The sequence below is a fragment of the Roseateles sp. GW821-FHT09H11 genome, from assembly GCF_059415845.1.
Genome location: NZ_JBWKOA010000003.1, coordinates 619,472 through 631,261, shown reverse-complemented (window position 1 = coordinate 631,261; position 11,790 = coordinate 619,472). Strand labels below are relative to the sequence as shown.

Annotated in this window: 10 protein-coding genes; 1 reads left to right on the top strand and 9 read right to left on the bottom strand. The window is 68.0% G+C overall.

The window, feature by feature from the left end; all coding sequences use genetic code 11:
* The first annotated feature begins 2 nt into the window (after positions 1-2).
* Positions 3-1,004 carry an oxidoreductase gene (locus AC07PR_RS13600; RefSeq protein WP_495135590.1) on the top strand — a complete coding sequence of 334 codons (1,002 nt, stop codon included), beginning with the start codon at positions 3-5 and terminating at the stop codon, positions 1,002-1,004.
* A gap of 67 nt (positions 1,005-1,071) precedes the next feature.
* Here AC07PR_RS13600 and AC07PR_RS13595 read toward each other — a convergent pair whose 3' ends face one another.
* The 9 genes from AC07PR_RS13595 to ppsA all read right to left on the bottom strand — a co-directional run bounded on the left by AC07PR_RS13595 (position 1,072) and on the right by ppsA (position 11,500).
* Complete coding sequence (locus tag AC07PR_RS13595) at positions 1,072-1,653, bottom strand: DUF308 domain-containing protein (protein WP_377152720.1); 582 nt, start codon at positions 1,651-1,653, stop codon at positions 1,072-1,074.
* A gap of 262 nt (positions 1,654-1,915) precedes the next feature.
* The gene (locus AC07PR_RS13590; protein ID WP_495135589.1) at positions 1,916-3,355 is read right to left on the bottom strand and encodes a pyridoxal phosphate-dependent decarboxylase family protein; all 1,440 of its coding nucleotides are present in this window, start codon (positions 3,353-3,355) and stop codon (positions 1,916-1,918) included.
* A gap of 34 nt (positions 3,356-3,389) precedes the next feature.
* Entirely contained in the window at positions 3,390-4,811 is a 1,422-nt protein-coding gene (gene dnaB, locus AC07PR_RS13585) for a replicative DNA helicase (RefSeq protein WP_377152716.1), read from the bottom strand.
* 200 nt (positions 4,812-5,011) lie between these two features.
* The gene (rplI, locus tag AC07PR_RS13580) at positions 5,012-5,464 is read right to left on the bottom strand and encodes a 50S ribosomal protein L9 (RefSeq protein WP_377152714.1); all 453 of its coding nucleotides are present in this window, start codon (positions 5,462-5,464) and stop codon (positions 5,012-5,014) included.
* 12 nt (positions 5,465-5,476) lie between these two features.
* Positions 5,477-5,767, bottom strand: a complete 291-nt coding sequence (gene rpsR, locus AC07PR_RS13575) for a 30S ribosomal protein S18 (protein ID WP_067275431.1) — start codon at positions 5,765-5,767, stop codon at positions 5,477-5,479.
* A gap of 57 nt (positions 5,768-5,824) precedes the next feature.
* Entirely contained in the window at positions 5,825-6,109 is a 285-nt protein-coding gene (gene priB, locus AC07PR_RS13570; RefSeq protein WP_377152712.1) for a primosomal replication protein N, read from the bottom strand.
* A gap of 60 nt (positions 6,110-6,169) precedes the next feature.
* Entirely contained in the window at positions 6,170-6,532 is a 363-nt protein-coding gene (gene rpsF, locus AC07PR_RS13565; protein ID WP_067062529.1) for a 30S ribosomal protein S6, read from the bottom strand.
* Positions 6,533-6,769: 237 nt separating this feature from the next.
* Positions 6,770-8,848, bottom strand: a complete 2,079-nt coding sequence (locus AC07PR_RS13560) for a sodium:solute symporter family protein (RefSeq protein WP_495135588.1) — start codon at positions 8,846-8,848, stop codon at positions 6,770-6,772.
* A 240-nt stretch (positions 8,849-9,088) separates the two neighbouring features.
* Positions 9,089-11,500, bottom strand: a complete 2,412-nt coding sequence (gene ppsA, locus AC07PR_RS13555) for a phosphoenolpyruvate synthase (protein ID WP_495135587.1) — start codon at positions 11,498-11,500, stop codon at positions 9,089-9,091.
* Positions 11,501-11,790 lie beyond the last annotated feature (290 nt).

Here is an 11,790-nt window from a genome sequence, read left to right as displayed (position 1 = left end):
TCATGTCCAGCATGAACACCCACCAGCATCCCCTGCCCTCCGGCCTCGCCACCACGACCACGGCGACGGACGTCCTGCGCGACGTCGACCTCACCGGTAAGCGCGTCGTCGTGACCGGCGGTTATGCGGGCCTCGGCCTGGAAACCGTGCGAGGGCTCGCCGCGGCGGGCGCGCGGGTCGTCGTGCCGGCGCGCAGTCCTGACAAGGCGCGGGTGGCCCTCCAAGGACTCCCGAACGTCGAGCAGGCCGAGATGGACCTGCTGGACCCGGCCTCGATCGCGCGTTTCGCGGACGAGCTCGTGGGCCGCGGTGACGCGCTCGATCTGCTGATCCTCAACGCCGGCATCATGGCGACGCCCTTACGTCGCGACGCGCGGGGTCACGAAAGCCAGTTCGCCGCCAACCACCTCGGTCATTTCGAGCTGACGCTGCGGCTGTGGCCCGCGCTGTTGCGCGCGGGCGCCGCGCGTGTCGTCGTGCTGACCTCGCTCGGTCACCGCTTCGCGCCGGTCGACTTCGACGATCCGGATTTCGCGCAACGCCCCTACGACAAATGGCAGGCCTACGGCCAGTCCAAATCCGCCAACGCGCTCTTCGCCGTCGGCCTCGATCGCCGAGGCGCGGCCCACGGCGTGCGCGGCTTCGCCGTGCATCCGGGCGCCATCCTCACGGACCTGACACGCGATCTCACCGCCGAGGACTACGCCGCCTTCGGCCTCTCTCCGGACAACGCCCATGGCGTTGCCCCAGCGGGCATGTCGGTCGAGGAAGGCGGGCGATACAAGAACCTCTCGCAGGGGGCGGCCACCACGCTCTGGTGCGCGACCAACCGCCAACTGGACGGCCTCGGTGGCCTCTATTGCGAGAACTGCGATATCGCGCGCGTCGTGGCCGACGGCGAGGTGTTCGACGGCGGCGTGCGGCCCTGGGCGATCGACCCGACGCAGGCCGAGCGGCTGTGGACGCTCAGCGAGCGGCTGACGGGCGTGACGCTCAACACCTGACCCCGCCGCATCGCCCTCGAACCGCATGAGCCCATGCGGCTCCAGGGCTTCCTTCGTCGCGCAGCGCTCAGGCGGATGCCTTCTTCGCCCGACGCGAGAGGCTGACAGTCAGCCAGATGCCGGAGATGAGGAAGTACAGCGCGCCGACGCCGGCGTAGCCCGCGACATTCACGATCGAGGGAACGTCGGCCTTCTGCGCCTGCGCGATGAAGAAACCGCCCGCCAGCGCGGACTGGGCGCCGCTCAGCACCATGACCCATTGCCCGCCCTGCGACTTCCAGCGGCGCAGCGCCGTGCCGAGCTGCATGAGACCCGACGCGATCGCCCAGGCCCCGAAGACGCCGAGCACGGCGTTCATGCCCGCGGTCAGCGCCAGGCAGACGGCGAGCGTCGTGATGCCGCTCGCCCACACGTTGATGCGCTGCGTGCGGTTGGCCTGCAGGCCGCCGCTGGCGTTGGCGTCCACCCAGTTCGCGGCGGCGTCCCAGACCGGATAGAGGACCAGCAGCACCGCGGCGATCACCGGCGACCGGCTGCCGATGACGATCGCGGCGGCGACCCAGACGATGGAGAACAGCGCGCGGGTGAGGTAGTAGCGCTTGAGCCAATGGTCCTGCTTGAGGACGGAGGATTCGACGTGATGGGACATGATGAAGTGAATTCCAGTTGCTGCGCAGAGGTCTGCCGTTTGATGTGATTCACAGTTTACCTACTAGTTGGTAGACTTCAATGCCGAAACTTAGGCAGGCCTGAATGGCCGTCGGTTTTCACGTGGGTGAGCGGGTGGTCGTTCGACGCACCGGCACGCTCGAGGTCCGCCCCTCAGTTCAGCCCTGGCGACCAGCGGCTATCGGCTCGTGCCGGAATCGGTGCGCGTGGCGCGTTGATTCATCGTTGCAGTGCCCGCACCCTCACGCGGAGGCGGCGCACCGGCGGATGGCCTCGACGGAGGCGTCCACGTCGGCTTCGCGGGTGGCCCAGTTCGAGACCGAGACCCGCATCGCGGCCATGCCGTGCCAGGTCGTGCCACCGGCCCAGCAGGTGCCGTCCTGCTGGACCGCGGCGATCACCCGGCGCGTGAAGGCATCGACCGCGTCAGCGTCGACGTCAGCGTCGACGTCGGGGCCGTCGCCCGGCCGCGCCGTCGGAGCGAAACGCACGAGCACCTGGTTCAGCACCACGTCATTGAGGATCGCCACACCGGGCGCATCGCGCAGCCCGTCGGCCAGCCGCCGGGCCAGCGCGCAGCAACGGTCCACCAGATCGGCGACGCCCGCCCGGCCCAGTTGGCGCAAGGCCGCATAGACCGCGAAGCCGCGCGCCCGCCGCGACGAGTCCGGCACCCAGGATCCCGGCTCCCGGACGCCACCGTCGCCCACCACGTAATAGGCGGCACCGAAGTTGACCGCGGCCCGATGTGCGTCGGCATCGCGCACGATGACCACGCCGCAGTCGTAGGGCACGTTGAGCCACTTGTGCGCATCAGTCGTCCAGGAGTCGGCGCCGGCCACCCCGTCGACATGCGATCGAAGCGCGTCGGAAGCCGCCGCCCACAGCCCGAACGCGCCATCCACATGCAGCCAGGCATTCGGGTGTGCGCGGACGGCGTCGACGATCTCCGGCAGCGGGTCGAATGCGCCGGAATTGACGTTGCCCGCCTGGGCCGACACCAGCACCGGACGGTCTCCGAGTTCCGCAAGCAGGCTGCGCAGCGCGCCGGGCTTCATGCGTCCTTGTTCATCGCTGTCCACGCGCCGGGCCCGGCCGCTGCCCAGGCCTGCCATCTGCAGGGCGGACAGCACCGTGGCATGCGTCTCGGTGCCCAGCACGACCGTCAGCGGCGGCGCGCCGATCAGGCCGTCGCGCTGGACATCCCAGCCCGCGCGCGACAGCACGCGGTGGCGCCCCGCCAGGATGCCGGTGAAGGTGGCCATCGTGGCGCCGGACGTGAATCCGACCGAGGACGACGCCGGCAGTCCGAGCAGATCGAGGATCCAGCCGGCGGCCACCTCTTCCACGACGGCGGCGGCCGGCGACATCACCCACGAGAACGCGTTCTGGTCCCAGGCGCTCGCCAGCCAGTCCGCCGCGAGCGCGGCAGGCAATGCGCCGCCGGTCACGAACCCGAAGTAGCGCGGGCCGGCACTCGCGACGACGCCCGGGTCCGCGAAGCGGGCCAGGTCCTCGATCACCTGGTCGGGGGTCAGTCCTTGCCGGGGCAGCGCCCCGCCCAAGGCGGTCAGCAGTCCTTCGCGCGTGGCCAGGCCGCCGACGTGCCGTCGCTCGATGCCCTCGAGGTAGCGGGCGGCCAGCTCCGCGGTCTGGTGTAGGAGTGGACGGTGGTCAGGCATGGTGCTTCTCCCGGAGCCTGCCCGGCCCCGTCGGTCAATACTCGTCGCCGCCCGGGCTGACGTAACCCGGCGCCAGATTCTCGAACTTCGTGTTCTGCCGCGCGAAGGCCAGCTTCACCGTGCCCACCGGGCCGTTCCGCTGCTTGGCGATGATGATCTCCGCCACGCCGGGTTCCTTGCACTCGTCCTTGGTGTAGTACTCGTCGCGGTAGATGAACATGATGATGTCCGCGTCCTGCTCGATGGCGCCCGACTCGCGCAGGTCGGACATCATCGGCCGCTTGTCCGGCCGTGTCTCCACCGAACGGTTCAGCTGCGACAGCGCGATCACCGGGCAGCGCAGCTCCTTGGCCAGCGCCTTCAGGCCCCGCGAGATCTCGCCGACCACGGTCGCGCGGTTCTCCTCGCTGCCACCGCCGTTGCCGCTCATCAGCTGCAGGTAGTCGATGATGATCAGGCCGATCTGGCCCGAGATGCGCGCCTGGCGTCGGGCTCTGGAGCGCACTTCGCTGGGCGAGAGGCCCGGGCTCTCGTCGATGTAGATCGGCGCGTTGCCGAGCTTGTCGACGGCCTCGGCCAGCCGCCCCCACTCGTCGTCCTTCAGGCGTCCGGTGCGCAGGTTGCTCTGGTCGATGCGGCCGATGGAGCCGACCATCCGCAGCGCCAGCTGCGCCGCGCCCATTTCCATCGAGTAGATGATGACCGGCAGGCCCTCGTTGATCGCCACGGCTTCGCCGATGTTGATCGCGAACGCGGTCTTGCCCATCGACGGCCGCGCCGCCAGGATGATCAGGTCGCCGCGCTGCAGGCCCGCGGTCATGCGGTCCAGGTCGTAGAAGCCGGTGCGCACGCCAGTGACGTCCTCGGCGCCCTGCTCCGCCAGCTCGTTGACGCGGTCCATCAGCTCGACCATCAGCCGGTCCATGCTCTGGAATCCGGTGCCGCCGCGCGAGCCTTCCTCGTTGATGCGGAAGATCTTGCCTTCGGCCTCGTCCAGGATCTCGTTGACCGCGCGGCCGGCGGGATTCAGCGCGGCGGTCGCGATCTCGTCCGAGGTCGCCACCAGCTTGCGCAGGATCGCGCGCTCGCGAACGATCTCGGCATAGCGGCGCAGGTTGGCGGCGCTGGGCACGCCCTGCGCCAGCGCGTTCAGGTAGGCCAGACCGCCGCACTCCTCGGCCTTGCCGACCGAGGTCAGTTCCTCGAACACCGTCACCACGTCCGCCGGCTTGCCGCCGTTGATCAGCTTGCCGATCGCGGCGTAGACCTGCTTGTGCTCGTAGCGGTAGAAGTCGGAGTCGCTGAGCGTGTCCGCCGCCTTGTCCCAGGCGGTGTTGTCGATCAGCAGGCCGCCGAGCACGCTCTGCTCGGCTTCCACCGAATTGGGCGGCACGCGCAGTCGCGCGATTTCGCTGTCGCTGGCACCTGACCCGGGCGTGGTGAAGATCGCGGACATTGTGGACAAGCCTGTGGATGAGCTTTTGATAGCTTGTGGAGCGAGCGGGATAACTCAACCCCCGGAAAAGCAGAAAGCCGACGGCTTCGCAGCTGTCGGCTTTCTTTTGTTCTGCCCCGATCTTTGCTGGACCAGTCGGCCTTCGCAAGTCGGGGCATGCCCGAAGGGCGCGCGAAGCGCCCAACGGGTGTGTCGAGCAATTACTCGACTTCGGCGACGACCTTCACGGTCACTTCCACCACCACGTCGGTGTGCGGAGCGACGTTGATCGGGAATTCGCCGACGGTCTTCAGCGGACCGTTGGGCAGACGCACTTGCGACTTGACGATGGCCGTGCCGGCCTTGGTCAGCGCTTCAGCGATGTCGGCGTTGGTCACGGAACCGAACAGACGGCCGTCGACGCCAGCCTTCTGCGAGATCGTCACGGTGTTGCCGTTGATCTTCTCGCCCAGGGCTTGCGCAGCGGACAGCTTCTCGGCGGCGATCTTTTCCAGTTCGGCGCGCTTGGCTTCGAATTCCTTGATCGCCGATTCCGTGGCGCGGCGCGCCTGGCGGGTCGGGATCAGGAAGTTGCGGGCGTAGCCGTCCTTGACCTTGACGACGTCGCCGAGGTTACCCAGGTTGGCCACTTTTTCCAGCAGGATGACTTGCATGGGGTGGACTCCTTAGACCTTGTGCTGGTCGCTGTACGGCAGCAGGGCCAGGAAGCGGGCGCGCTTGATGCACACCGACAGCTGACGCTGGAAGAAGGCGCGCGTGCCGGTCAGGCGGGCGGGCACGATCTTGCCGTTTTCGCCGACGAAGTCGCGCAGGACGTCGACGTCCTTGTAGTCGATCTGCTCGACACCGGCGACGGTGAAGCGGCAGAAACGCTTGCGACGGAACAGCAGCGATTGTTGATTGCGCTTGGGCTTGCGGTCCTTCGAGAACCGACCTTTACCACGTGGCGGGGGCATAGTGAACTCCTGCTATCTATCCAGATTTAAACGATCTGCGCGACCTGTCCGTCCCGTTCAGTCCGCGAAGCCGGTGATGTGAAACACCGTGCCTCGCCCCTGTCGCTGTGCCGAGAGAAATCCGGTGAACACCGTCTTCTCCGTCAGGTCCAGCGCCTGGACCCGCTTCACGACATCACCGATGGCCACCGCCTTGATCTCCAGCGCGACCTTGCGCGGAGCACCGGCTTCGTCGACCACGGACTCATGCTTGAGCATCAGGTCCAGGGCCGGGAGCCCGGCGGGGGTGTATCGGATCGCCGCGGTTTCGAGGATCTGTGCCTGCAGTACCAGTCGGTTCATGCGGGCGCGGATGCTGTGCGGGTCAGGAATTCGGGAACGTCAGGGATCGCGCTTGTCAGCTCAGGCGGACGCTTCTTGCGGGGCCTTGCGGGCTTCTTCGCGCTCGACGGCCTTCATCATCACCGACGGGTTCGTCTCGGCCTTGTCCTTGACGACGGTCAGGTGACGCAGCACGGCGTCGTTGAAGCGGAAACCGGTCTCGATTTCAGCCAGGATTTCCTTGCTGCACTCGATGTTCAGGCACAGGTAATGCGCCTTGGCCAGCTTCTGGATCATGTAGGCCAGCTGACGGCGGCCCCAGTCTTCCACGCGATGCACCTTGCCACCACCGTTGGTGACCAGGCCCTTGTAGCGCTCCAGCATCGCCGGAACTTGTTCGCTTTGATCCGGATGGATCAGCAGAACGATCTCATAGTGACGCATGTGTACTCCTTGTGGGTTTCAACGACCGCCGGCACCAACATCAACATCAACATCGGGTGATGTTCTGCCCTTGGCCTGAAAGCCGGACCCCAGCGTCTACTCCTGGGCCCGGCAAGGGGAATCGCGGATTCTAGACGACTTTGGCCCTTGCCGTCCACTGGCCGGCCGAGAGGCGCGAAGAGCCGCCCCATTCCCAGGGGCTCAAGGCGCTCAAGGCGCTCAAGGCGTTCAAGGCGCTCAGGGGGCGGCGCCCGTGACCCGAGCCTGCAGCGCGCGCGCCGCCGGCGACGGCGGCGGCGTCAGCAGGCTCACCACGACCAGCGCGGCGATGCCCGCCGGCAGTCCGAACAGCGCCGCCGCCATCGGCTGGATGCCCCACCACAGCTGCGGGGCGCCGCCGATCCCGAGCGCCTGGCGCAGGCCGGCGTGGGCGCCGACCATGTAGTACAGCGTCATGCCCAGCCCCGCGAGCATGCCGGCGGCGGCGCCCTGCTTGTTGGCGCGTTTCCAGAAGATGCCCGCGACCAGCGCCGGCACCAGCGTGGATCCCGACAGCGAGAACGCCGCCGACACCAGCAGCAGGATGTCCGCCGGTTTCTGCGCGGCCACGGCGGCGGCGGTGAGCGCGGTCGCCAGCAGCAGCGCCTTGGAGATCGTCACCCGCTGCGTCATCGAGGCGCGTGGGTTCATGACGCGGTAGTAGACGTCGTGCGAGAGCGCGCTGGAGATCGTCAGCAGCAGCCCGTCCGCCGTCGACAGCGCCGCCGCCAACGCACCGGCGGCCACCATCGCGGAGAGCACGTACGGCAGACCGGCGAGCTCGGGCGTCATCAGCATGACGATGTCGCCGCCCAGGCGCAGTTCGCCGAGCTGCAGGATGCCGTCCTGGTTGATGTCCTGGATGTTCAGCAGGCTGGGATCGACGCGCATCCACTGCTTCATCCACCCGGGCAGCTCCGCGATCGGCGAGCCGACCAGGTGATGCAGCACCTCATGCTTGAGCATCACCGCCAGCGCCGGCGCGAACAGGTAGAGCAGCGCGATGAAGAACAGCGTCCACGCGACCGAGGTGCGCGCCTCCGCCGCCGTCGGCACCGTGTAATAGCGGGTCAGGATGTGCGGCAGCCCGGCGGTGCCCACCATCAGCACAAGCACCAGCGCCAGGAAGTTGCGGCGCGCCAGCGTGTAGGCCTCCTGCTCGGCCGGGGTGCCCTCGGGATCGCCGGCGAAGGGCTGCGCGTGCAGCGGCATCCCGGCGAGCGGTTCGGCGCGCTGTCGATTGGCGGCGACGGCGCGCAACCAGAGCTCGCGGGCCTCCGCCTCGGTGCGCGGCAGCGCGGCGCGGACCTTCTCCGCCGCCTGGATCTGCGCGAGCGGCGCATCCTCGAACTTCAACTGCGCGATCACCTGCGAGACGCGCTGGCGCTCCGCGTCGAGCGAGTGCGGCAGGCCGGCGAGCAGGTGCTCGAAATCCTTGGCGCGCTGCTCATAGAGGCCACGGACCTGCAGTTCCTTCGGATCGTGCAGCAGCTGCTGCTCGCGGGCGGTGATCTCGCGGATCTCGGTGCCCGCGGTGAACTGCGGCAGCGGCGAACCGGTCTGCAGCGTCGACAGCCACATCACCGGCACCACGTAGGCCACGATCATGATGATGTACTGCGCCACCTGGGTCCAGGTCACGGCCCGCATGCCGCCGAGGAAGGAGCACACCAGCACGCCGCCGAGTCCGACGAACAGGCCGATCTCGAAGGTCAGCCCCGTCAGCCGCGTCGTGATCAGGCCGATCGCGTAGATCTGCGCGACGAGGTAGATGAAGGACACCAGCACCGCCGCCGCGGCGCCCATCACGCGCAGGCCGCGGCTCTCGAAGCGGGCGCCGAGGAAGTCCGGCACCGTGAAGCCGCCGAAGCGGCGCAGGTACGGGGCGAGCAGCAAGGCCACGAGACAGAAGCCGCCGGTCCAGCCGAGCACGAAGGCCAACCCGCCGTAGCCCGCGAGGTACAAGCTCCCCGCCATGCCGAGGAAACTCGCCGCGCTCATCCAGTCGGCACCCGCGGCCATGCCGTTGTAGAACGCCGGGACGCGGCGACCGGCAACGTAGTACTCGACCGGGTCGGTGGTGCGGCTGAACACGCCGATGCCGGCGTAGATCAGCACCGTCAGCAGCAGGAACGAGAACCCCAGCCATTGCTTGGGCATCCCCATCCGCTCCAGCACGCCCAGCAGCCCCACCAGCAAGACGAAGCCGATCGTGTAGGCACCGTAGATGCGATGGAGCCGGCGGCGGAACGCGGCGTCTGGCGGGGGAGTCGACATGGGGGCGGATCATCACCCTCTTGCCGTGCGGGCGCATCCACAACTTCCCCCGGGGACATTCGGGGACCGCCTGCCTGCTGAGGCTTGGGCGTTGGCCGCCATGGCGTGGGGCCCCGGAGGCAAGCTCCGAAACCCCACGCCATGCCGTCCCCTACCACTGTCGTCCTTCCTCGGTTTTGCGGCCGAGGACTGCAATGGGAAACGGCCCCGAAGGGCCGTTGCGTGGTGCGGTGCGAGGGCTCAGCGCTTCGCGAGGCGCTGCCAGGTCTCGACCACCGTGTCCGGGTTCAGCGACAGCGAGGCAATGCCTTCCGCAGCGAGCCATTCGGCGAAGTCCGCATGGTCGCTGGGGCCCTGGCCGCAGATGCCGATGTACTTGCCCGTGGCGCGGCAGGCAGCGATCGCGCGCGAGATCAGGGCCTTCACCGCCGGATCGCGTTCGTCGAAGTCGCCCGACAGCAGCTCCAGGCCGGAGTCGCGGTCCAGGCCCAGCGTCAGCTGCGTCAGGTCGTTGGAGCCGATCGACATGCCGTCGAAATGCTCCAGGAACTGCTCGGCCAGGATGGCGTTGCTCGGGACCTCGCACATCATGATGACGCGCAGGCCGTCCTGGCCGCCGTTGGCCGCGCGCTTGAGGCCGCGCTCACCCAGCATCTCGACGACCTTCTGCGCCTGCTTCACCGTGCGCACGAAGGGCACCATGATCTCGACGTTGGTCAGGCCCATGTCGTTGCGCACGCGCTTGAGCGCCTCGCATTCCATCGCGAACGCGTCCTGGAACTCGCCCGAGATGTAGCGCGACGCGCCACGGAAGCCCAGCATCGGGTTCTCTTCGTCCGGCTCGTAGCGCGAGCCGCCGATCAGCTTGCGGTACTCGTTGCTCTTGAAGTCGGACAGACGCACGATGACCGGTTGCGGCCAGAACGCCGCGGCAATCGTGGCGATGCCTTCGGCCAGCTTGTCGACGTAGAACGCGCGCGGCGAGGCATGGCCCCGCGCCACCGACTCGACGGCCTTCTTCAGGTCGTTGTCGATGTTCGGATAGTCCAGGATCGCCTTCGGGTGGACGCCGATGTTGTTGTTGATGATGAACTCGAGCCGCGCCAGACCGACGCCGCTGTTGGGCATCTGCGCGAAGTTGAACGCCAGCTGCGGATTGCCGACGTTCATCATGATCTTCACCGGGCTGTAGGGCATCTCGCCGCGGTGGACTTCGCTGACCTCGGTCTCGAGCAGGCCGTCGTAGATGAAGCCGGTGTCGCCCTCGGAGCAGACCACCGTCACCAGTTGACCGTCCTTGAGCTTGTCCGTCGCGTCGCCGCAGCCGACGACCGCCGGGATGCCCAGCTCACGCGCGATGATCGCCGCGTGGCAGGTACGGCCGCCGCGGTTGGTCACGATCGCGCTGGCGCGCTTCATGACCGGCTCCCAGTTCGGATCGGTCATGTCGGTGACCAGCACGTCGCCGGGCTGCACGCGTTCCATCTCGGCCACGCTGTCGACCAGGCGCACCGGGCCCGTGCCGATCTTCTGGCCGATCGCGCGACCTTCGGCCACCACCGTGCCCGAGCCCTTGAGCTTGAAGCGCTGCTCGACCTGGCCCTCGGCCTGGCTCTTCACCGTCTCCGGGCGCGCCTGCAGGATGTAGAGCTGGCCGTCGTTGCCGTCCTTGCCCCACTCGATGTCCATCGGGCGGCCGTAATGCTGCTCGATGATCACCGCGTACTTGGCCAGTTGCACGACGTCCTCGTCGGTCAGCGAGTAGCGGTTGCGCTGCTCGACCTCGACGTCGACGGTCTTGACCAGCTTGCCGCTGGCGGCCTTCTCCTCGGGCGTGGAGAAGGTCATCTGGATCAGCTTGGACCCCAGGTTGCGGCGGATCAGCGCGAACTTGCCGCGCTGCAGCGCCGGCTTGTGGACGTAGAACTCGTCGGGGTTGACGGCGCCCTGCACCACCGTCTCGCCCAGGCCGTAGCTGGAGGTGATGAAGACGACGTCCTTGAAGCCGGACTCGGTGTCGATGGTGAACATCACGCCGGCGGCGCCCAGGTCGGAGCGCACCATGCGTTGCACGCCCGCCGACAGGGCCACCTCGCTGTGCGCGAAGCCCTTGTGCACGCGGTAGCTGATCGCGCGGTCGTTGTAGAGCGACGCGAAGACTTCCTTCATCTTGTGCAGCACGTCCTCGATGCCGACGACGTTCAGGAAGGTCTCCTGCTGGCCGGCGAAGGAGGCGTCGGGCAGGTCTTCCGCCGTCGCGGACGAGCGCACGGCGAAGGAGGCGTCCGGGTTGTCCGCGGTCAGGCCGGCGAAGGAGGCGCGGATCGCCGCTTCGAGGTCGGCCGGGAACGGCTGCGCTTCCAGCCAGCCGCGGATCTCGGCGCCGGCCACGGCCAGCGCGCGGACGTCATCGGTGTTGAGGCCGGCCAGGCGATTCTGGATGCGGACATCCAGGCCTTCATGCTTGAGGAACTGGCGGAAGGCGTGGGCCGTGGTGGCGAAGCCGCCGGGCACGCGCACGCCGGTTTCGGCCAGCTGCGAGATCATTTCGCCGAGCGAGGCGTTCTTGCCGCCCACCGACTCGACGTCGGTCATCCTCAGTTTCTCGAAGGGTACGACCAGGGCGGTCGCCTCGAAGCGTGCATCAGACATGGGAAAACTCCGTGATGTTGAGAAACCGGGGCTCCCCGCGCACTCCCGAGCAGGCCGATCGCATCGGCGGCTTCGAGGGAGACAGGCATGACGCGGCGCACGACAGGTGTTGTCGATTCTTGTGGGCGGCGCGAGGCGGCGTTCATGCGGCGTTCATGCGATGGGCAGGGGCAAGTTGCGGACGATTCTAGTGGGTCGCCGATCTATGATGTAAGCCCCCGTTCGGGGCCGGGCCGAGGCAGGACAACGGCCGTTCTTCCCGCTTCGGCATGCGGCATGCCCGATCCGGC